Source organism: Mangrovimonas aestuarii, assembly GCF_028767185.1.
In the GTDB taxonomy this organism is placed as follows: Bacteria; Bacteroidota; Bacteroidia; order Flavobacteriales; family Flavobacteriaceae; genus Mangrovimonas_B; species Mangrovimonas_B aestuarii.
This window is the reverse complement of record NZ_JARACK010000001.1, coordinates 470,964-493,197: the sequence shown is the minus strand read 5'-3', so window position 1 is coordinate 493,197 and position 22,234 is coordinate 470,964. Positions and strand designations below refer to the sequence as shown.

Below are 22,234 nucleotides of genomic sequence, written 5' to 3'. Positions count from 1 at the left end.
AATTTATGGCCTTACCTAAAATCGATCCAACCCAAACACAAGCTTGGAAAAAGCTCAAAGAGCATTTTAAAAGTGTTAGCGGTGTTCATATGAAAACGCTGTTTGATGAGGATAAAGGAAGGGCCGATAGGTTTAGTATAAGCTGGGATGATTTTTATGTGGATTATTCCAAAAACAGAATTACTTCAGAAACTCTTGATTTACTCTTGGAGTTAGCACAAGAGGTGAAACTTAAGGACGCTATACAAGCGTGTTTTTCTGGTGAAAAAATTAACGAGACAGAAGGGAGAGCTGTATTGCATACAGCTTTAAGAGCACCTCAGAACGGCAAAGTATTTGTTGATGGAGAGAATGTCATTCCCGAAATAAATCGTGTTAAATCACATATTAATCAGTTTACAGAGTCTGTTGTTTCTGGGAATCATAAAGGCTATACAGATAAATCTATTACCGATGTGGTAAACATTGGTATTGGAGGGTCTGACCTCGGGCCGGCAATGGTTGTAGATTCTTTAAAGTTCTACAAAAACCATTTGAACACTCATTTTGTTAGTAATGTTGATGGCGATCATGTCAATGAGGTGATTAAGAACCTTGATCCTGAGACGACACTATTTGTTATAGTTTCTAAAACCTTTACAACTCAGGAAACATTATCCAATGCTAACACTATCAAATCTTGGTTCTTAAACTATGCTACAGAAGATGCCATTTCCAAGCATTTTGTTGCAGTATCAACAAATATTGAGCAGGTAAAAGCCTTTGGTATTGCTCAAGAAAATATCTTCCCGATGTGGGATTGGGTTGGTGGACGTTTCTCACTATGGAGTGCTGTAGGATTAACCATTAGCTTGTCTATCGGTTATGATCGTTTCGAGGAGTTGTTAAAAGGCGCTCACAAAATGGATGTCCATTTTAAGGAAGCCGATTTTGAGAACAATATTCCGGTTATTTTAGCCTTGTTGAGTGTTTGGTATAATAACTTTTTTGAAGCAGAAAGTGAGGTTGTAATTGCTTATTCGCAATACCTTAATCAGTTTGCGACTTACTTGCAACAAGGTATTATGGAGAGTAATGGGAAATTCGTAGATCGTTCGGGAAAGCGAGTAGGCTATCAAACGGGAACAATAATCTGGGGAGAGCCTGGAACAAATTCACAACATGCTTTTTTTCAGTTAATACATCAAGGAACTAAACTCATACCAGCCGATTTTATTGGGTTTGCAAAGTCATTACATGGTAACCAAGATCATCAGGATAAACTGATATCGAATTTTATTGCCCAAACTGAGGCTTTGCTTAATGGTAAAACACCAATAGAAGCAAAAAAAGAGCTTGAAGCACAGGGATTGAGTACTGCCAAGATTGAGCAATTACTTCCCTATAAAGTATTTGAGGGCAACAAGCCGACTAATACCATTTTTGTTGACAAGTTAACACCAGAAAGTTTAGGTAAGTTAATTGCCATATACGAACACAAAATATTTGCTCAAGGTGTAATCTGGAATATCTTTAGCTACGATCAATTTGGTGTCGAGTTGGGTAAGCAATTGGCAACTTCAATACTTAATGAAATTAAAGGTGAATCTTCCAAGCTTCACGATGCGTCTACGGCCAAGTTGTTGGAGGTTTATCAATTAAAACGATAGTGCTACGTATTATCATATGGGCTCCTAATTGTTATTATTCTTCACTAAAAAGGCAGTGTGCTTCTCAATCCTTACATTACATAGATAAGCTGGGGATTTATAATCATGTGAATTCAATACAACAATGCTAGTGACTAAAAGCTAAAATTACATCATGTTCCGTTCTCTTGTTGATTCTTTTTTATAATTTCCCACGCAACTTTTTGTAGTAAATTACATCTAAAATGCATTGAGTCCAATTATGAAATATAAATTCACCCACTTCATTCTATTTTGCTTTTTATTTGGTTGTACGCCATATTTAGAGGACAATATTCGATTAGAGATAAAAGGAAATGTTCAGGATGGTTCAGGCGTTCCAATCCCCAATGCAAACATAACCGTAAACAGGGATATTAATTTGAATTATTCCAGTTTTGAGTTGGGTAGTGGTACCAGTAATCAAGAAGGAGCATTTTCGTTTGTTTCAGTCTTTGAGCGTGTTGATGGGTTTTCAATAAATGTTGTGGTTGATAATGCCTATACTTACTACAGTTACAGGATCAATACAGAAACCAATAATCCAACTAATTTTACATATGATTTAGGCACGGTTATCTTGCATAACATAGCCACAATAAACTATAATATCACGAGGGCCAGTCCAGAGGGTACTACTTTGCAATTCGAGTTTAGATACCCTAATACAAACTGTACGGAAACCTATGAGGAAGGAGAATCTAATCCAATCTTCAGTTCCTGCTATGAAGAGCAAGTTAGGGGCGGTTTAATTAATGAAAACCCAAATGCCAACAATACATTTAATACCTTGTTGGGAGCTACAGTAGAATTTAGATACTCCATAAACGACCAGCCAGAACAGGTTCAAACTTTTACTATCGACCAAGCTAATTATGAATTTAACTTCACTTTTTAAGTCCTTTCATATTCATATAACTTTATTATTCTTTTTTAATCTAAATGCCCAAACCGGTAAGGGCAGTTTTGAAGAGTTATTAAGTTTAACCAACGAAAAAAGTGAGGAGTCGGTTTTATATAAGCGAGGTTTTATTGCAACTTCTTTGGGGTATATTCAGCCCATTCCTACAGGAAATAATTTTGCAGGAGAAGCTCTTAGTGGGCAGTCTGGTATAGAATGGAATACTCATATATTTATTTTTAAAGGATTTTTTGCAGGAGGTGGTTTAGGGGCGAATTATTTAAAAGTGACCAATCCTGAGTTAGTTGGTGCCTACAGTAAATCGACCTTATATTATGAATACTATTATTTGGGATACGATTTTTCACCTGCTGAGAGGATTCGAATTGCAGCAAGCTTTAGCTTAGGAGGTACTTCACGTTACAAAAATAAGTTTAACTATCGGTCTCAGGATATTGCTCAAAGGGATAGGGCAAAAATGACGAAATACAGTTTGACTTTTAATTATCAGCTTACCAGATCTCTTGTTATTTATTTAGACTATAGCTATAGAGCCGAAAAAACAGATATCAAGACTTCAGAAGCATTAGCGGATTTTTTTGAAAAGGCCCAATATCATAACATTGGTCTGGGATTCAGGTTTTTAATTGGGAAAACAGATTTGATTTCAATGTTTTTATAGGGTTTGTTTTCATTGTTATGGTTGCCTGACTCTAGGCTTCAAAGAACAACTCTAATCCATCTTTTTAGCATGCCATCTATCGTTCAATAGAAGACATTGATTTATTTTCCTGTTTTTTTTAAAATGCAAGTCTTAAATAGTTGGTGTTTAATGTTTTAGTGTTTTTTTGTAATTTTAGTACTCTGAATTTACCTCAAGTAATTAACCAGCTTTGCTCAAAACTATTTCAAAATGAAATGTATTATGAATTATATTCTGTGGGTGGTTCTATTAGTCTTTTTGGGCTGTAAGCAGGATGAAAAAAAAGAAACTAAGGAAGCTGCTACACCCGATGCAGAAATGTCATCAGACACTCCTGAGATAAAAATAAACCCAAACAAAGATGCTTACTTTGGCAACCTACATATACATACAAGCTGGTCGTTTGATGGTTATACAAATGGTTCTGTAACCACTCCCAATGATGCCTATCGTTGGGCTAAGGGGGAAGCCATTCCGGGAGGCGGAGGTGGCGGTGACTTACAAATAAAAGTTCCTTTAGATTGGTATGCTGTTTCTGAACATGCTGAATATATGGGTGTATTTAAGAAAATGGAAGACCCTGAAAGTGCCTTTAGTAAACTCCCCATCGCAAAAAGGGTAACCTCAAAAGAGCCTGGAGTTGCTTTCGAGGCATTTGCTGAAATTCTGGACGACCTGAACAAAGGAATTTCCCAGGACGAATTAAACGATTCTAATTCAGCAAAATCTCTTTGGAAGGAAATAATAGTCATTGGCGACAAACATAATGAGCCAGGAAAATTCACTACTTTTTCTGCCTTTGAGTGGACTTCAGCACCTAACAACCGTAACCTTCATAGAGTTGTGCTTTTTGGTAATAACGAAAACGTTCCCGATTTACCGTATTCAGTGTTCGATTCTGCAAGACCTGAAGATCTATGGAACTATATGGAAAATGCCAGAAATAATGGCGCAACCCTATTGGCGGTGCCACATAACGGAAATGCCAGTGATGGAATGATGTTCGAGCTGGTAGATTCTGATGACAATCCTATCACTAAAGCTTATAGTGACAGTAGAATGAAAAATGAGCCACTTTATGAAATTTCACAGATTAAGGGAACCTCGGAAGTACACCCCGACCTAAGCCCGAATGATGAGTTCGCTAATTTTGAGTTATGGGATTACACCCTTTCGGCCATTACCGAGCGACCAAAAAAACGAAAGGGAAGTTACCTCCGTGAAGCCTACAAAGATGGCCTTAAGCTAGACAAGGACGGTGCTGGAAACCCATTTAAATATGGGGTTATTGGGGATTCAGACACGCATAATTCAGCATCGAGTATAGAAGAGGACAACTACACAGGTAAGTTCGGTATGGAAAATAACCCAGAACATCGTCTTGAAGGTATTCCCGGTAATAAAGAAGCTAATAACCAGCAAATACGAGAATTTAGTTCCGGGGGCTTGGCAGGAGTTTGGGCGGAATCAAATACGAGAGCCTCAATTTTTGAGGCCTTGAAAAGAAAAGAAACCTTTGGAACGTCTGGTACACGAATGAAAGTTCGCTTTTTTGGAGGGTATAATTTTGCCCAAGATATGTTAGACCAAAATGATTGGGTGAAAAGCGCTTACGACAATGGAGTGCCAATGGGAAGTGACTTGCAACCCTCAACTGGAGATGCGCCTTCTTTTGTAATTCATGCTCTTAAAGAGACTGATGGTGCCAACCTTGACCGTATTCAGGTGATAAAAGGATGGGTAGATGAAAATGGTAATACCCATGAAAAGATCTACAATGTTGCCATGTCTGATAATCGAGAAATAGACGCTAACGGTAAGGTGGCAGCAGTTGGAAATACAGTTGATGTTCAAAACGCCTCTTATACCAACGACATTGGGGCTGCAGAGTTGAAAACCGTTTGGACCGATCCAGATTTTAATGCTCAACATTATGCCTTTTATTATGTTAGAGTTTTGGAAATACCTACACCACGCTGGAGTACCTACGATGCCAAAACCCTTGGTATAGCACCTCGAGAAGATCTTCCTGCCAGTATACAAGAGCGGGCATGGAGTAGCCCTATTTGGTATACACCCCAATAGACTTTAATCGACCAGATTATAACCAACAAAGCCACTCACTGAGTGGCTTTGTTGGTTTATTTATTTTGTTTAAGCTAATGCTTGTTCTAAATCTCCAATTAAATCGTCGATGTCCTCTATACCTACACTCAAACGGATTAAGGAATCTACAACACCCGTTTTTTCACGTTCCTCTTTGGGAATACTTGCATGGGTCATACTAGCAGGGTGACCACATAACGATTCAACACCCCCTAGAGATTCTGCCAATGTAAACACTTTTAGTTTTTCCACTGTTTCTATGGCTTTTTTATAGTCGTTACCTTTCGTTGTGAATGACACCATACCACCAAAATCCTTCATTTGTGATTTAGCGATGTCATGGTTTGGATGGTTTTCAAATCCTGGCCAGTACACCTTTTCAATTTTAGGGTGTTTAGCTAAATACTCGGCTACAGCACGGCCATTCTCACAATGGCGTTGCATACGTACGTGTAAGGTTTTTATTCCACGTAGTACCAGGAAGCTGTCTTGAGGTCCGCAAACGCCACCACTGGCGTTTTGTATAAAATATAGTCTATCGGCTAGCTCTTTATCCTTAACTACAAGGGCTCCCATAACCACATCGCTATGTCCACCCAAGTATTTCGTTGCCGAGTGCATAACCAAATCAGCACCTAAATCCAATGGTTGCTGCAAATAAGGCGTTGCAAAAGTATTATCGACAGCCAGAAGAACATTATGTTTTTTAGCAATTTCGGCAGTTGCTTTAATGTCAATAATGTTCATCATAGGGTTTGTTGGTGTTTCTACCCAGATTAGCTTGGTGTTGCTGTTAATGTAATTCTCAATATTTGCAGCATTTTCCATTCCGATAAAATGGAACTTAATGCCAAAGTTTTGAAAAATCGAAGTAAATAAGCGATATGACCCTCCGTAAAGATCGTTAGTAGAAACCACCTCGTCGCCTGGGCTTAAGAGTTTCATTACAGCATCAATAGCAGCCAAACCAGAACCAAAAGCCAGTCCGTGATTACCATTTTCGATGCTTGCCAAAGCCTGCTCAAGAGCATGACGTGTTGGGTTGTGTGTTCTTGAATACTCATATCCTTTGTGACCTCCGGGAGTGCTTTGTGCATAAGTAGAGGTTTGGTAAATAGGAGGCATTACTGCACCATAGGCTTTGTCGTGTTCCTGGCCTCCGTGTATCGTTTTTGTATTAAATTTCATGTGTCTGTATTTATTGTTTTTCAATGGTCACATGTAACATCCATGTAATCATCCTGTGGTAGGATCAAATTTTAGTTGCGGATGTTTCATCTGTTTAATTTTATTATTTGTATCTGTCAGATGTAATTCGATATTAATCACCTCGGTTGATATCAAGATAGCTATGGCTCATTTGATAAGCCATAGTCTTTAACACAAAACTAAGTTTAAATTCGTACTATTCAAACACAATACCTACCTTTATACAGCCTTTAACATAACCCTATTTCATGAAGTTTATTAGATCTTTTTTAGCCTTGGCTATACTTTTAATTTTTCAATCTTGCAATACTGCTCCAGAACTAAGTTTTATAGAACATAACATTTCCACAAAAAACAATACCATTGTAGAAATAAATGTGCCAATGGCGTCTGGCGAACACGAAGTAGCACTAAATATAAATAAAGTTATTGGCGATAAGCTAATAGCTGCTTTGAGTCAATATGATCCTGAGGATAAAACTTCTGTTACCGTTGAAGAGAAAATTGAACAATTCAATAGCGAATTTACAAGATTTAAAAATGAATTTCCAGATAGTCCTCAAATATGGGAAGCTCAAATTGATGGGGAGGTAGCATATAAATCATCAGAGCTAATAAGTATTGCACTCACCACTTACATGAACACGGGTGGCGCTCACGGTATAACAGTGATAAACTTCATTAATTTTGATGCCGTAACTGGAAAGGAAATCACTAAGGAAGCATTATTTAACGACATTGATGGCTTTAGAGAAATTGCCAAAAACGCTTTTAATGAAAAAATAAAAGACAGAAAGGATTTCTATTTTAATTCAAATCAATTTTCTTTGCCGGAAAATATCGGTTTTTCTGAAGACAAGCTCGTTTTATTGTATAACACCTACGAGATTGCTCCATATTCAACCGGTATTACCGAAGTTCACATTCCGCTTAGCAATGTGTCCTCTTTTTTAAATTATTATTAAAGCAATGAAGAAGATTTATTACCTAAAAACCTGCAATACCTGCTTGAGGATTTTAAACGAACTAGACCTTCCGTCGGATTTCGTACTTCAAGAAATAAAGGAAGAACCAATGACTGTGAAGCAGGTTGAAGAAATGCATGAGCTTGCAGGGAGTTATGAATCTCTATTCAGCAAAAGGGCCAAGCTTTACAAGGAAATGGATCTGAAAAACCAAAACTTAAGTGAGGCCGACTTTAAACAGTATATCTTAGAACACTATACCTTTTTAAAGCGTCCGGTTATCATTAATGAGGATAGCATTTTCATAGGAAATTCAAAAAAGACTGTGGAGCAGGCCAAACAGAACATTCATGAGCGCTAGAATTTTTGCCCTTATCGCTGTATTTATGGTGCAGGTTATTTATGGGCTCACTTTTACATTTGCTAATGATGTAATAGACGAAAGCTACATTAAGCCATTCGGATTTATTTTCTTAAGGGTTTTTGGGGCATGTATATTATTTTGGCTTTTGAGCTTTTTGGGACCAAAGGAAAAAATAGATCGAAAAGATTTTAAAACCTTTGCTTTGGCGGCTTTTTTTGGCTTAACCTTGAATATGCTTACTTTTTTTAAGGGCTTGGAGTTTACTACTCCAATTCATGCCTCAGTAATTATGGTTGTGGTCCCGATTATTGTGTTAATATTATCGTCCATAATGTTGAACGAGAAAATCACTACACCTAAGGTAATTGGCATTTGCCTTGGCTTTATGGGAGCCATAGTGTTATCTGTATACGGAAAATCTACTCAAGCTGGAGACAATATCCTATTAGGAAATTTTCTTGTATTTATCAATGCCTCATCCTACAGTATATACCTTATAATAATAAAAAAACTCACCTATAAGTATCATCCTTTTACTTTTATAAGATGGTTGTTTGTATTTGGAGCTTTGTTTACCCTGCCTTTTGGCTTTAGAGAACTTACCATGGTAAACTGGGGTTCCTTTTCACCTTACATTTGGTTTTCTGTGGTATTTGTTATTATAGCGGCAACCTTTGGAACTTATATTTTAAATCCGCTGGCACTACGCCACCTAAGAGCTTCTACGGTAAGTACATTTCTTTACCTGCAACCAGTAATCGCAGGAATATTTGCCATTGTTATGGGTAGCGACTCATTAAATACCGTAAAATTAATAGCCTCTGCTCTTATTTTTGCAGGAGTTTACCTAGTAACCAAAAAGCCTAAACTACAAGCTTAGGTGAATTGGACGTTTTCCAAATTTTCTAGTGTCATCTTTCGTTAGAAAACTAAAGTTTTTAGCTCTTGGAAAGCCCTCGAAAATCTGTTTCAATTCCTCAGGCAAAGGGCAGAGCTTTCTAGATTTTAAATCTATCCATCCTCCAAGCATATCGCAGTTGGCAAGGTTATGACCATTTTTATTGTAAAAATTATGTTCAAAGCCAAAGAACATGCCATCTTCACTGAACCCAGAAACTTCCAATCCTACTTTTATCGGATCACCCATAAAGGCCTCTTTAAAGTAGTACATATGCTCATAAAACACCACAGGGCCAATACCGTTTTTATTCAATGTTCTAATATCAAACCCATTGTCCTTCAAAAAGGCTACTCGCGTATGGCTCATAAAATTGGTATAGGCAGAATTTGCCAAATGCTGATTGGCATCAACATCACTCCATCGTATTTCAAAATCCTTTAAAAACATCATTTTTATTCAAATTTAAGGCTTTTTCGTATGCGTGCATAATAAACAAACTCAGTTTTATATACCTTAGCTTTTTACTTACCTTTGCACAATATTTATTTATAACATTATATGATACATTCAATGACAGGCTATGGTAAATCTGTATTACAGTTACCTACCAAAAAAATTACCATAGAACTTAAATCGCTTAACAGCAAAAACCTCGATTTGAATACGCGAATGCCCTCCGTGTATCGGGAAAAGGAATTGGAAATAAGAAAGCTCATTGCTAACGAGCTAGTACGTGGGAAAATCGATTTTTCCATTTATGCAGAAATTACCGGAGAGGAAACATCTACCAATCTTAACAAAGCTGTGATAAATGAATATATGAAGCAGCTTAAGGATATTGTTAGTGGCGATGAAACTGAATTGCTAAAAATGGCTGTTCGTTTTCCGGATTCATTAAATACAGAAAGAGACGAGATAGATGAAAATGAATGGAAATCCATATTAGCCGAAATCAAATTGGCAGTAGCTCATATTAATGAATATCGATTGGATGAAGGAAAAGTATTGGAAGCAGATTTTAAAACCCGTATTGCTAACATTTCCAATTTGCTTGATCAGGTAATTGCCATAGATCCAGAACGCGTAGAAGCTGTTCGTGATCGCTTGAGGAAAGGCATTGAAGATTTAAAAGAGAATGTTGACGAAAACCGTTTTGAACAGGAACTGGTTTACTACATTGAAAAATACGATATCACCGAAGAAAAAGTGCGTTTAAAAAACCACTTGGATTACTTCATAAAGTCTTTGGATTCTAAAGATTCCAATGGGAAAAAACTTGGCTTTATCGGTCAGGAAATAGGTCGTGAAATAAACACCATTGGATCCAAAAGTAACTATGCACCAATGCAAAAATTGGTGGTACAGATGAAAGACGAACTCGAAAAAGTAAAAGAACAACTTTTAAACGTACTCTAACCCCATGAAAGAAGGCAAACTGATAGTTTTTTCTGCACCATCAGGATCGGGTAAAACTACAATAGTAAAGCACCTATTAGGAAAAAAAGAATTTAACTTAGAGTTCTCAATTTCTGCTGCTTCAAGAGAAAAGCGACCTAACGAAGAGCACGGTAAGGATTACTATTTTTTATCGCTTGAAGAGTTTAAAAACAAAATCAAGAACGATGAGTTTTTGGAGTGGGAAGAAGTATACCGTGACAATTTTTACGGTACGTTGAAAAGTGAAGTAGAGCGTATCTGGGCAAAAGGGAAAAATGTAATTTTCGATATAGATGTAGTTGGCGGATTGGATATTAAAAAGATCTATCCAGATCGCACTTTGGCAGTATTTGTTAAGCCTCCAAGTATTGAAGAACTTAAAATTCGTCTGAAAAAACGTCAAACAGAAACAGAGGATAAAATTAATATGCGTGTAGCTAAGGCTTCTATCGAATTGGCAACAGCACCTCAATTTGATTACATTATTGTGAACAACGAACTTGAAGTCGCGCTAAAGGAAGCAGAAGATCTTGTTTCCACCTTTTTAAACAAGTAGTAAGTTTATGAAAGTCGGATTGTATTTCGGTACATTTAATCCCATTCACATTGGGCACTTAATATTGGCCAACCATATTGCCGAACACAGTAATTTGGATCAAATATGGTTTGTGGTTACTCCACAGAGTCCGTTTAAGAAAAAGGCATCTATGTTGGATAACTACCAACGGTTGGAAATGGTATTTCAGGCTACAAGCGACTATGATAAACTAAAGCCTTCAGACATAGAATTCGGTCTTCCTCAGCCTAATTATACTATAAATACACTTGCCCATTTAGAGGAGAAACACCCTAAACATGAGTTTTCACTCATTATGGGTGAGGATAATTTGAAGAGTTTCCATAAATGGAGAAACTATGAGGTTATTTTAGAGCGATATGATATTTATGTGTACCCTAGAGTTTCAGAAGGAAAGGCTGATAAGCAATTTGAAGATCACTCTAAAATCCATAGAATAGATGCTCCTATCATCGAAATTTCATCAACGCATATAAGAAAGGATATCAAGTCTGGAAAGAACGTGCGTCCTTTACTGCCTCCAAAGGTTTGGCGCTACATTGATGAAATGCTGTTTTATCAATAGTAATTATCCTAAATCGGGAATCCGTAGTACTTGTCCGGGATATATCATGTCAGGATTGCTAAGCATGGGTTTGTTGGCCTCAAAAATTTCGGGATGCTTTGATGAACTTCCATAATATTTTTTCGAAATCTTACTTAAGGAATCACCATTGATTACAGTATGAAATTGAGCTTCGGGTTCTACGTGCTCAACAGTCATTTGATCATCTACTTCTGCAATGCCTTTTGAGTTGCCTACTACCAGTACAATTTTTTCTTTAGTAGAAGAGTCAAAGGCAATACCCGTAATAGTGGCACTATTTCCATAAATCTTTACTTTGAGACCATGAACCTCCAAGTCTAAATCTCTGATAGTTTCTTCCAAGCGCTTAGCGCTAGCCCCATCTGTTTTCTCCTCTGAAAACTTTAATTTTAAAGCTGATGCCGCTTTTGTTAATACTCTGGCTCGTCTCCCTAACAATCTGGCTCCAGCCTCCTTTTTAAATGCGATTAGCCCCATAGGATTTATTGATTAAATATTAGCAATATTAAAGTTCAATAAAAATTTTAAGTAAAGCAATAAGTTGCATCCAGTCAATCGTTTATGCGCTTGAAAAAATCGTTGTAAATTTCTTTTTAACCATAAAACAAGACATTCAATAACTTAAAAAAAGAAGCTGCTTAAAACTAGTGTTTTAAACAGCTCCTCAAAACTAAATAACCAACCAAAAACTAACCTATTTTCCTTAGTTTTCTACTTACAATATTAACGCCCAAGTATTAACTTCATTGTTACAGCAATCATAATCTAATGTTAAAGTTTTAAACTGCTATACCAAGCTCAACTTTCTTATCTTTCATTTTTTGGAAACATTACTAGTATAGGTGATAATACAAAGTATCCTACTTGGGCTATAAGACTTTTATTTTATGTATTTTTGAACTTGGAATAACTAAACTATGAGCAACAATAAAAAGTATGCGGTTTTTGGTGCTGGAAGTTGGGCTACAGCCATCGTAAAAATGCTTTGTGAAAACCTTGACGAAGTAGGATGGTATATGCGCAGCGTTTACACCAAGGAGCATTTACTTAAAGAACAACATAACCCTAACTATCTTAGCTCAGTCGAGTTTCATTTGGAACAATTAAAACTGAGTAACGATATTAACGAAATGGCGGCTTACGCCGATGTTTTGATTTTTGTAATCCCGTCGGCATTTATCCATTCCGAATTGGAAAAACTTACGGTTGATATATCAGACAAAGTTGTTGTGTCGGCTGTAAAAGGGATTATCCCAGAAAGCGGACTACTTGTTGGAGAACATTTTCATGATATCTACAAAATTCCGTTTAAAAATATTGGTGTTATTGCAGGACCTTGTCACGCCGAGGAGGTTGCTTTGGAAAGACTATCTTATCTAACAATTTCATGTGCCGACTCGTCTACAGCCAAAGATATTGCTAAAAATCTGTCGAGCAGCTATATAAAAACCAAAACAAGCGATGACGTTATTGGTACCGAATATGCTGTTATGCTTAAAAATATTTACGCCATTGCTGCGGGAATTGCTCATGGATTGGGGTACGGAGACAACTTCCAAAGTGTATTGATGAGTAACGCCATTCGTGAGATGAAACGTTTTATCAAGAAAATGCACAAGATGAAGCGTAACATTAACAACTCAGCTTATTTGGGAGATTTGTTGGTAACCGGCTATTCTGTATTTTCCAGAAACCGCATGTTTGGGAACATGATTGGAAAGGGGTATACGGTAAAATCGGCCATGATGGAAATGAACATGGTAGCGGAAGGTTACTATGCAACAAAAAGTGCTCACTTACTTAACGAACAAAACGAAAAGAAAACCAAACTTCCCATAATACAAGCTGTTTACAGCATTCTTTACGAAGGGAAAGAGCCCAAGAAGGTTTTTGATAAATTAACTGAAAAGCTGGATTAATATCCGGCTTTTTTGTTCTTAAGCTTTTCTTTATTTTCTTATTATTGTAGTACAATACCCAAGAAGTTAACGCTGACTAATGTTTAAAACCAAATATCAAATCAGTATTCCCGAACCATGTAATGAAGGGTGGAACAATATGACTCCAACCAAAAAAGGGAGATTCTGTGCCAACTGCAAAAAAGAAGTGATTGATTTTACCAACCAATCAGACTTTTATTTGGCGCAAGCAATACAAGCTGATACCAATCTATGTGGCAGATTTCGACCTAACCAACTCAACAGAATTATAAGTCAACCGGCTAATAAAAGCTTTGGTAAAGCAGGAGTCTTTTTTGGGTTATTGTCTTTTTTGTCAGTTTCGCAACCTCTGTTTTCTCAAGAGCCTAAGCCTAAAGTTGAAAAGCGAGAGCAGGACAGTTTAAAAGCTGAATTAGAAGGTAAACAAGATTCTACTTCCAAAAGAATTATAAAAGGTATAGTTATTTCTGAAGTTGACAGCTTATCGCTTCCTGGTGTGAATGTCATCTTAAAAGGAACAGGTATTGGAACTCAAACCGATTTTGATGGGAATTTTAATATTGAAATACCAAATCAATATTTTCAGGACAATATTATCTTACATTTCACCTTTGTTGGTATGAAAGAAAAAGAAGTAGCAATCAATAAAAATGATCAAGAAATTAATGTTCAATTAATAGAAGACCCTGATTTGGTTTCAACGGGTATAGTAGTTACAGAGTATCGCAGAAATAATATCTTCAGACGAATTGGAAATCTTTTCAGAAAGAAGTAACTCTCCAAAAACTATCTAATGACACCCACACTTATCCTGTCCGCAAGCTTTTTTGGTCTTTGCAGGCGTTGGGTTCCAAAACCATTTTTTCACCAAATACCCCAAGGCAAATGCCAAAGTACTAAACGCTAATATGTTTTGAATTACGGTATTCATAACTCTTTTACTTTAAAATTTGAAACGCCATTAGTGCTACGATATAGGCAAATCCACTCATACTTACCAATTGCAAAGCAGGCCATTTCCAACTGTTGGTTTCACGTTTTACAATTGCCAAGGTACTCATGCACTGCATAGCAAAAGCATAGAACAGCAATAATGAAATCCCCGAAGCAAAATTAAACAGCGGTGTTCCCAAAACTGGGTTTATCTCACCTGCCATACGGTTTTTTATGGTTTCTTCCTCGTCGCTACCCACACTGTAAATAGTCGCCAAAGTCCCAACAAAAACCTCACGTGCCGCAAACGAGCTCACAATAGCAATTCCTATTTTCCAATCGTATCCCAAAGGCCTAATCATTGGTTCTATAGCTTGCCCCGTTAACCCTATAAACGAGTTTTCCAGTTTGTGAGATGCCACTTTTTTCTGCAACTCTTCTTCCGGAAGGTTTTGGTCGGCGTATTCTGTTTTAACTATCGTTTCGGCATTGTTAAATTCTTCACCTGGACCATAAGACGCCAAGAACCAAAGCACAATGGAAATAGCTAAAATAATTTTACCTGCACCAAATACAAAGGCTTTGGTACGGTCGATAACTGCTATCGCTACGTTTTTAAACAACGGCAGTTTGTAGTTTGGCATCTCTACTACAAAAAACGACCTGCTCTTAATTTTCAATACAGAATTAAGCAATTTGGCAGAAAGAATAGCGACAACAAAACCAATAAGATAAAGCAGCATAAGGGTTAAAGCTTGGTAGCTCAATCCAAGTATGCGCCCTTCTGGAATTACCAAAGCGATAATAATCAAATAAACAGGTAATCTTGCCGAACAGGTTGTGAAAGGGGTTACCAAAATGGTAATCAATCGTTCTTTCCAGTTTTCTATATTTCGTGTTGCCATTACTGCGGGAATAGCACAAGCAGTCCCTGAGATAAGGGGAACTACACTCTTGCCGCTCAATCCAAATCGGCGCATGATTCTATCCATTAAGAATACAACACGACTCATATAGCCACTCTCTTCAAGTATGGAAATGAAGAGAAACAGAAATGCAATTTGAGGAATGAATATCACAATTCCACCCAAACCAGGTATAATTCCTTCTGCCAACAAGCTGGTAAAGGCTCCTGAGGGTAAAGTCGATTTGGTCCATTCGCTAAGCGAGGCAAATGAACTATCTATAAAATCCATAGGAATGCCAGACCAATCGTAAATCGCTTGGAAAATGGTCAATAAAATCACAAAGAAAATGGCATAGCCCCAAACCTTATGGGTAAGTATACGATCGAGTTTCGATCTGAGGTCTTTTGCTTTGCTAACATCAATAGTTTGCCCTTTTTTAAGCGTATTGTTAATAAACTGATAGCGCTTAATGGTTTCTTTCTGCTGTAAACGGGAAAGGTCGCCTTTGCTTTTGGTTTTAAAATCAGCAATAGCGTCGTACTCGTTCCTGTTGGTTTTGCCAAAATTGGAATCTTGAGTGATTACCAGCCACAGTTTATACAGTAATTGGTTTGAAAAAGCATTTTGAAGATTGCCAAAATACTCTTCATCAATATCAAATATATTCACACAGGGTTTTGTCGATAAAATTTTATAATCGGCAATTAATGCTTTTATGTCTTCAATTCCTTGTTTTTTTCTGGTGCTTACAAGCGCAATTTTTGTGTGTAATTCTTTTTCAAGATACTCAATGTCAAGCGAGATTCCTTTGTAGGCCATTCTATCGGCCATGTTTATTACGAGTATAGTGGGAATTTGAAGGTCTTTTATTTGGGTAAAGAGTAATAGGTTACGCTTAAGGTTTTCAACATCACTTACAACAACAGCAACATCAGGGAAGTCCTTATCGTTTTTGTTTAATAGCAGTTCGATAACAACGTTCTCATCCAAAGAGGAAGCATTGAGGCTGTAGGTTCCGGGTAAATCTATTATATGAGCCTTTACTCCCCTTGGTAATCTACAAACACCTTCTTTCTTTTCTACCGTGATACCAGGATAATTACCTACTTTTTGATTAAGCCCAGTTAGGGCATTGAAAACGGAGGTCTTTCCAGTATTTGGATTCCCTATTAAGGCAACATTTATCTGCTTACTCATTAACTGTCTTTTCTATAATAATGTGCTGGGCTGTTTCCTTTCTAATGGCCAAATGAGTCCCATTAATATTGAGATACATAGGGTCTTGAAACGGTGCTAGCTGAACCAATTCTACCGAATTACCAGGTAAACATCCCATTTCCAAGAGTTTCAATGGGATATGAACTGAAGACACATCTTTGACGGTAGCCTGTTCACCACGCTTTAAATCTGCTAATGTAACTTTCAAGCTTATTTAGATTGATTTTAAAGAAGCAAAAGTAAGGTAAAAAATTAGGGTAAAAAAATAACACCCTAAAAACTATTGCTTGTACTCTTGTTTAAGAATTTCTATATCATGTAGTAAACGCTCAATATCCTCACTATTGGTACCGTCGTAAAAGCCACGAATCTGTCTTTTTTTGTCAATGAGCATAAAATTCTCTGTGTGGATCATATCGTATTGCTCAACAAAATCGGTCGTTTTTACCGCCAAGTACGATTTTCTTGCTAAGTCATATATTTGCTTTCTGTCTCCTGTAACTAAGTTCCATTTTCCATCAATCACGCCTTTTTTTAGTGCATAACGCTTTAATTGGGCAACACTATCTATTTCCGGAGTGACCGAATGTGATAATAACATAACTTCATCATCGTTCTTTATCTCCTTTTGTATTTGATACATATGATCGGTCATAATTGGACAAATGGTTTGACAGGTAGTAAAAAAGAAGTCGGCTACATATATCTTGTCCTTGTAATCATTCTGGGTAACTGTGTCGCCATTTTGATTAATTAAGCTGAAATCGTCAATTTTATGGTATTTACGCTTGTATTGAAGCGTACTGTCAACAAGTTCGGCACTTACCTGAGCAGGTTGATAAACAGGTAATGGGGTATAAACATCGAGAACATTGTATATGATGGAAATGATGATTATTGAAAGTATACCAAATACAATGGCAAACCTTTTATAATCCTTAAAAAAAGAAAGCATGTGATTGTCTTTTTTAGTGCGATTGCAAAATTACGGATTAAAACCATTTATTTTTCTAATTTTACTGAAAATTAGATCTATGAGACTACTATTATCGCTATTAAGTATCTTCTCTTTACAATTTGTTTTTTGCCAAACACCAGTAGATGAAATAAAGGATATTGCCAGAACGGAAGCCAACCAAGCAATGGTTATGGTACAAAGCCAAGCCAATTTGAACACTGGTAATTATGATATTAAATACCACCGCTTAGAATTTGATATAGATCCTAATGTAGCTGCTATCAACGGTGATGTAACCACCTATTTTGAAGCGAAGGAAGATTTGAGTAGCATAACATTTGAACTCACAGAAAACATGATAGTTAGTCAAGTGACTAAACAGGGCGCTCCTGTGGCATTTACGCAATTTGGTAATGATGAGGTGATCGTAACCTTGCCAGAAACTATTGCTGAGGGGGTATTGGATTCTTTGACTATTTCTTATTCTGGTAATCCTGAAAATTCTGGATTTGGTTCTTTTGAGCAAACTCAACATAATGGGCATCCAATTATCTGGACACTTTCTGAACCATATGGGGCAAAGGGATGGTGGCCTTGCAAACAGGATTTAAATGATAAAATAGATAGTGTTGACGTTTTTATCTCTACTCCAGAATTGGATCCGCTTGGCGATGAATATGTTGCCGTTAGTAATGGATTGGAGCTAAGTAAAACTGTAAGTACAGGAACCGCTACAACACATTTTAAACATAAATACCCAATTCCGGCCTATTTGGTGGCTATTGCTATAACAAACTATAGTGTATATAACCATACTGTAGCTAATAACGGAAATCCGTTTGAAATTGTAAACTACGTGTATCCTGAAAATCTAACAACAGCACAAAACAGTACTGCTGTTACAGTTGATATTATGGACTTTTTTAATTTGCAATTTGAAGAATATCCTTTTGCAGATGAGAAGTATGGTCATGCCCAATTTGGTTGGGGGGGTGGAATGGAGCACACAACGGTTTCCTTTATGGGAGGTTTTTCCCGTTCACTAATTGCACATGAGCTAGCCCATCAATGGTTTGGGAATAAAATAACCTGTGGAAGCTGGAAGGATATATGGTTAAATGAAGGTTTTGCTACTTATTTGTCTGGATTGGTAGTTGAGGAATTGGATGGAGAAGAATTTTTTACAAATTGGAGACAGGGACTGGTAAATAATATTACATCACAACCTGGGGGGGCAGTGTATCTAACAGATCAGGACACTACTAGTGTTAGTCGTATTTTTAGTAGTCGATTGAGTTATAATAAAGGAGCTATGGTATTGCACATGTTGCGCCATAAATTGGGGGATACCGATTTTTATCAAGGTATGCAAAACTATTTGGCCGATCCTGATTTAGCCTATGGTTATGCTAAAACACCTGAGTATATTGCTCATATGGAAACGGCAAGTGGGGAAGATTTATCTGAATTTTTTGATGATTGGTTATATAATGAAGGCTACCCCAGTTATACTTTGAATTGGAATCAAGCCAACGGTAATAACTTGTCACTGCATCTATTCCAGACGCAGAGCGACCCTTCTGTCGACTTTTTTGAAGCTCCTGTGCCCATACGTGTTTTAGGTACAAATGGCGAAGAACAGAATGTTATCTTCAATAATATCAGCAATGGTGAGACATTGAGTGTTCCCATAAGCTTTACCGTTAGTGAGGTGCAATTGGATCCTGATTTCCATCTTATCTCTAAAAACAATTCAGTAGTATTGGGAATCGGTTCTCCTGAGCTAGCCATGTTGCTTTCGCTTTATCCGAATCCAGCCAATAACCAATTGCATGTTTCCAAACCTGACGATATTTCAATTCAGGATATACAAATCCTAAACGTTTTAGGGCAAGAAGTGTTAAGGACTCAAGAGGTTAGAACAATTGATATTTCTGGGCTTTCATCTGGACTTCATTTTGTGAAGATTAGCACAAATAAAGGAACGATTCATAAATCGGTGTTAAAACAATAGTCCATTATTTGCGTCATTTTTTTTAGTAAGCCATAAAACATTACATTTGTGTGCTATAAATAAATCATACCCAAAATACAACAATGGAGTTTGTCATTAAAATATCTCAGTTTTTATTAAGCTTGTCCCTACTTATTGTTTTACATGAGTTAGGTCATTTCATACCTGCAAAAGCCTTTAAAACCCGTGTGGAGAAGTTCTATCTATTCTTCGATGTGAAATTTTCACTTTTCAAGAAAAAAATAGGTGATACTGTTTACGGAATTGGATGGCTTCCTTTGGGGGGGTATGTGAAAATAGCAGGAATGATTGATGAGAGTATGGATACTGAGCAAATGGCGCAGCCTGCACAACCTTGGGAATTCCGTTCAAAACCAGCTTGGCAAAGACTTATCATTATGCTAGGAGGTGTTACTGTTAACTTTATTCTTGCTGCCATTATTTATATTTTTATGGCTTTTGGTTATGGAGATATGGATGTAGATACCAATAGCTTAAAGGGAGGTTTTTGGATAGAAAATCCATTGTTACAAGATTTAGGATTTAAAACCGGCGATAAAGTTGTAGCTATTAATGGGGAGTCTATTAGTAGTGACTCTGAGTTGCGCTCTAAGCTAATTGCAGCAAGAACAGTTGAGGTAGAACGAAACGGACAAGTTGAAGATATTAAGCTTCCTGAGGATTTCTTAGGGCAGTTAAGTAGTGCTAAAGAAAAAGGGGGGCTGTTTCAACTTCGTATTCCGTTTATGGTTGCTGAAGTTGCTGAGGAGTCATTGAATACAGAGGTAGACCTAAAGCCGGGGGATGTTATTACGGAAGTTAATGGAGAGCCTTTAACTTATTTCGATCAAGCTAGCACTCTTTTAGATGGTTATAAAGGACAAGAAGTAACAGTTACTTTATTGAGAGATGACTCAACAATAAACCGCCAATTAAAGGTAGATAATAATGGTAAGTTGGGAATTTACCCAGCTAGCGATCCGCAGCGTTTTGCTGAGTTAGGATATTTCAATATTGTAGAAAAAAATTATTCCTTCGGAGAAAGTGTTGGAGTTGGTCTAGCACGTTTTAAACAACAAATAGGTTCTTACTGGACACAATTACAGTTGATTTTCAATCCAAGTACCGGAGCTTACAAAGGTGTTGGAGGATTTAAAGCGATTTATGATATTTTCCCAGATACTTGGAGCTGGCAGGCATTTTGGGGGATTACAGCCTTTTTATCGATTATGCTAGGGGTTTTAAACTTATTGCCTATTCCAGCCTTAGACGGTGGCCATGTAATGTTTTTACTATATGAAATGGTTTCTGGAAGAAAGCCTGGAGATAAATTTATGGAGTATGCACAGATGGTTGGATTTTTCCTTTTAATCGCTTTAGTGCTGTTTGCAAACGGGAACGATATTTTTAAAGCAATTTTTAATTAAAATTTTTTAGAAAAAGTTTGCGGGGAATGAAATATGGTATATATTTGCAACCGCAAAAGAGAAATAAATTCCTCCTTAGCTCAGTTGGTTAGAGCATCTGACTGTTAATCAGAGGGTCCTTGGTTCGAGCCCAAGAGGGGGAGCAAAATAAAAGCCTTGAGAAATCAAGGCTTTTTTATTTTAGCAACTTAACAATTCTTCAGTTTTAAACATTTTTATTTAAGTTTGAACTTTAAATCAGTTTAACCTTACAGAAACACATGTTGATTTCCACGATATGCCTCTGTGTAGGTATTGAGTTTACCCAGGGTTTATTCTAAATTAATATAAGAAGGTATCCTTTTCACAGTCTATCATAAAAATTTATCAAGGTAATCAATCACCCATAACAACCAAATAAACAATTAATGAAAATCATTAAGAAACTACTATTCCCATTTTTTGCAATTGCGCTAGTTATTTCGTGCACTAAAGACGATTCAAGTGATATTGAAACCAATTCAGTTGATGAACGTTTATTAGTGTATAATCAAGAATCAGGGGGAGGATATTTACAAGAGCTAAATCTAGAGACCGGTGAAGTGATTTCTGAAATTTATATAGGTGAAGTTTCTTTTAAGGGGAATTCATATTTTAAAAAGACTAACGAAATATTTGCTGGGGAGAATAATAAAACAGTAAGAATAGATGTGGATAGTGGTATTTCGGAAATTTTCTTAGATGGATTTGGACTCAATGTAATATCAAATATTTCGAATAAATTTTATGAATTTGGTCAACCGATAGGAGATATGGCTATATACGACGTACATGAGTGGGACTTATTAACTGGTGTTCATACTTTTATTTCAGAACTTTATTTCTATGACGGTTCTACGGACGTTGTTATTCTTGAGTCAACTAATGAATTAATTTATCCTACTCCGAATAGTGGTTTGTATAAATTCAACCTTAATACATATGAGACTACTCAAATAAATAGTACTAATTATAAAAACATATGCGTATCTCAGGAGCTTGCTAAAGCCTACTCAAGTTATTATAACGGTATTGAAAATAAATTAGTTGAAATTAATCTTGAAACTGGTGTTGAAACTTTTATTAGTAATGAGTTAAATCCTTTTATTAAATCTGTTTTCGTGGAGAGCACAAAAGAAATAGTTTATACAGATTATTCTGGAGACCTTTTTAAGGTTAATGTAGAGACAGGTGAAGCGTCCCAACTAAGTTCTGATCATTTTCATGCCTTATTTATTATTGATTAAAAAATTAAGTTTAATGCAATAAATAAACTTATTGAATAACCCCATCTTTCCGATGTGCTTTTTATAAAGAATTTTAGTTGTTTTTCTTAGATATAGGAGGCTTAATGGGGTTATAATAAATAAAAAGGCATAAAATGAGGCAAATTTAAGTATAA

22 protein-coding genes and 1 tRNA gene are annotated in these 22,234 nt (G+C 36.6%); 16 read left to right on the top strand and 7 right to left on the bottom strand.

The genetic code is table 11. From position 1 onward, the window contains the following. The first annotated feature begins 5 nt into the window (after nt 1-5). The 4 genes from pgi (at nt 6) to PWU04_RS02245 (ending at nt 5,356) form a co-directional block, all read left to right on the top strand. Nucleotides 6-1,649 (top strand): glucose-6-phosphate isomerase, encoded by a 1,644-nt coding sequence (pgi, locus tag PWU04_RS02260; protein WP_274474175.1) that lies wholly within the window; start codon nt 6-8, stop codon nt 1,647-1,649. Between the two features lie 241 nt (nt 1,650-1,890). Continuing rightward, on the top strand, nt 1,891-2,565 hold the full coding sequence (locus tag PWU04_RS02255; protein ID WP_274474174.1) for a carboxypeptidase-like regulatory domain-containing protein: 675 nt from the start codon (nt 1,891-1,893) through the stop codon (nt 2,563-2,565). Further along, the gene (locus PWU04_RS02250; RefSeq protein WP_274474173.1) at nt 2,543-3,250 is read left to right on the top strand and encodes a hypothetical protein; all 708 of its coding nucleotides are present in this window, start codon (nt 2,543-2,545) and stop codon (nt 3,248-3,250) included. Before PWU04_RS02255 ends, PWU04_RS02250 begins: the two co-directional genes overlap by 23 nt. Nucleotides 3,251-3,493: 243 nt before the next feature. Next, nucleotides 3,494-5,356 carry a DUF3604 domain-containing protein gene (locus PWU04_RS02245; RefSeq protein WP_274474172.1) on the top strand — a complete coding sequence of 621 codons (1,863 nt, stop codon included), beginning with the start codon at nt 3,494-3,496 and terminating at the stop codon, nt 5,354-5,356. A 69-nt stretch (nt 5,357-5,425) separates the two neighbouring features. Here PWU04_RS02245 and PWU04_RS02240 read toward each other — a convergent pair whose 3' ends face one another. After that, nucleotides 5,426-6,589, bottom strand: a complete 1,164-nt coding sequence (locus tag PWU04_RS02240; protein ID WP_274474171.1) for a cystathionine gamma-synthase — start codon at nt 6,587-6,589, stop codon at nt 5,426-5,428. A 245-nt stretch (nt 6,590-6,834) separates the two neighbouring features. Between PWU04_RS02240 and PWU04_RS02235 the strand changes: the two genes are divergently transcribed. From PWU04_RS02235 to PWU04_RS02225, 3 genes are read left to right on the top strand one after another with little or no spacing between them, the layout of a single operon-like run. Further along, the gene (locus tag PWU04_RS02235; protein ID WP_274474170.1) at nt 6,835-7,551 is read left to right on the top strand and encodes a DUF3298 and DUF4163 domain-containing protein; all 717 of its coding nucleotides are present in this window, start codon (nt 6,835-6,837) and stop codon (nt 7,549-7,551) included. Nucleotides 7,552-7,555: 4 nt separating this feature from the next. Then, on the top strand, nt 7,556-7,912 hold the full coding sequence (locus tag PWU04_RS02230; RefSeq protein ID WP_274474169.1) for an arsenate reductase family protein: 357 nt from the start codon (nt 7,556-7,558) through the stop codon (nt 7,910-7,912). Beyond that, nucleotides 7,902-8,795, top strand: a complete 894-nt coding sequence (locus PWU04_RS02225) for a DMT family transporter (RefSeq protein WP_274474168.1) — start codon at nt 7,902-7,904, stop codon at nt 8,793-8,795. Before PWU04_RS02230 ends, PWU04_RS02225 begins: the two co-directional genes overlap by 11 nt. Here the strand turns inward: PWU04_RS02225 and PWU04_RS02220 are convergent. Beyond that, nucleotides 8,784-9,263, bottom strand: coding sequence for an acyl-CoA thioesterase (locus tag PWU04_RS02220; protein ID WP_274474265.1), 480 nt, complete (start codon nt 9,261-9,263; stop codon nt 8,784-8,786). The two genes, PWU04_RS02225 and PWU04_RS02220, sit on opposite strands and share 12 nt — an antisense overlap. Before the next feature lie 111 nt (nt 9,264-9,374). Between PWU04_RS02220 and PWU04_RS02215 the strand changes: the two genes are divergently transcribed. Genes PWU04_RS02215 through nadD form a run of 3 tightly spaced genes read left to right on the top strand, consistent with a single transcriptional unit; the run spans nt 9,375 to nt 11,395 of the window. Further along, complete coding sequence (locus tag PWU04_RS02215; RefSeq protein ID WP_274474167.1) at nt 9,375-10,232, top strand: YicC/YloC family endoribonuclease; 858 nt, start codon at nt 9,375-9,377, stop codon at nt 10,230-10,232. Nucleotides 10,233-10,236: 4 nt separating this feature from the next. Beyond that, complete coding sequence (gene gmk / locus PWU04_RS02210; protein ID WP_274474166.1) at nt 10,237-10,809, top strand: guanylate kinase; 573 nt, start codon at nt 10,237-10,239, stop codon at nt 10,807-10,809. A gap of 7 nt (nt 10,810-10,816) precedes the next feature. Next, complete coding sequence (nadD, locus tag PWU04_RS02205; RefSeq protein ID WP_274474165.1) at nt 10,817-11,395, top strand: nicotinate (nicotinamide) nucleotide adenylyltransferase; 579 nt, start codon at nt 10,817-10,819, stop codon at nt 11,393-11,395. Between the two features lie 3 nt (nt 11,396-11,398). Here the strand turns inward: nadD and lysM are convergent, their stop codons facing one another. After that, complete coding sequence (gene lysM, locus PWU04_RS02200; protein ID WP_274474164.1) at nt 11,399-11,893, bottom strand: peptidoglycan-binding protein LysM; 495 nt, start codon at nt 11,891-11,893, stop codon at nt 11,399-11,401. Nucleotides 11,894-12,333: 440 nt separating this feature from the next. Between lysM and PWU04_RS02195 the strand changes: the two genes are divergently transcribed. Together PWU04_RS02195 and PWU04_RS02190 are read left to right on the top strand one after the other, a co-directional pair. Further along, nucleotides 12,334-13,335 carry an NAD(P)H-dependent glycerol-3-phosphate dehydrogenase gene (locus tag PWU04_RS02195; protein ID WP_274474163.1) on the top strand — a complete coding sequence of 334 codons (1,002 nt, stop codon included), beginning with the start codon at nt 12,334-12,336 and terminating at the stop codon, nt 13,333-13,335. Nucleotides 13,336-13,414: 79 nt separating this feature from the next. Next, entirely contained in the window at nt 13,415-14,131 is a 717-nt protein-coding gene (locus tag PWU04_RS02190; RefSeq protein ID WP_274474162.1) for a carboxypeptidase-like regulatory domain-containing protein, read from the top strand. 15 nt (nt 14,132-14,146) lie between these two features. On the opposite strand, the gene PWU04_RS02185 is transcribed toward PWU04_RS02190, so the two are convergent. The 4 genes from PWU04_RS02185 to PWU04_RS02170 all read right to left on the bottom strand — a co-directional run bounded on the left by PWU04_RS02185 (nt 14,147) and on the right by PWU04_RS02170 (nt 17,370). Next, the gene (locus tag PWU04_RS02185; RefSeq protein WP_274474161.1) at nt 14,147-14,287 is read right to left on the bottom strand and encodes a FeoB-associated Cys-rich membrane protein; all 141 of its coding nucleotides are present in this window, start codon (nt 14,285-14,287) and stop codon (nt 14,147-14,149) included. Nucleotides 14,288-14,294: 7 nt separating this feature from the next. Further along, nucleotides 14,295-16,394, bottom strand: coding sequence for a ferrous iron transport protein B (gene feoB, locus PWU04_RS02180; RefSeq protein ID WP_274474160.1), 2,100 nt, complete (start codon nt 16,392-16,394; stop codon nt 14,295-14,297). After that, nucleotides 16,387-16,623, bottom strand: coding sequence for a FeoA family protein (locus PWU04_RS02175; protein ID WP_274474159.1), 237 nt, complete (start codon nt 16,621-16,623; stop codon nt 16,387-16,389). The genes feoB and PWU04_RS02175 overlap by 8 nt, the downstream gene beginning before the upstream one ends. Nucleotides 16,624-16,695: 72 nt before the next feature. Then, entirely contained in the window at nt 16,696-17,370 is a 675-nt protein-coding gene (locus PWU04_RS02170; protein ID WP_274474158.1) for an SCO family protein, read from the bottom strand. Nucleotides 17,371-17,449: 79 nt separating this feature from the next. On the opposite strand from PWU04_RS02170, the gene PWU04_RS02165 reads away from it, so the two are divergent. From PWU04_RS02165 to PWU04_RS02150, 4 genes are all read left to right on the top strand, one after another. After that, nucleotides 17,450-19,387, top strand: coding sequence for a M1 family aminopeptidase (locus PWU04_RS02165; RefSeq protein WP_274474157.1), 1,938 nt, complete (start codon nt 17,450-17,452; stop codon nt 19,385-19,387). An 83-nt stretch (nt 19,388-19,470) separates the two neighbouring features. After that, nucleotides 19,471-20,814, top strand: coding sequence for an RIP metalloprotease RseP (rseP, locus tag PWU04_RS02160; RefSeq protein ID WP_274474156.1), 1,344 nt, complete (start codon nt 19,471-19,473; stop codon nt 20,812-20,814). 69 nt (nt 20,815-20,883) lie between these two features. Continuing rightward, nucleotides 20,884-20,957: transfer RNA gene (locus PWU04_RS02155), tRNA-Asn, on the top strand. A 264-nt stretch (nt 20,958-21,221) separates the two neighbouring features. After that, entirely contained in the window at nt 21,222-22,079 is an 858-nt protein-coding gene (locus PWU04_RS02150; RefSeq protein ID WP_274474155.1) for a hypothetical protein, read from the top strand. Nucleotides 22,080-22,234 lie beyond the last annotated feature (155 nt).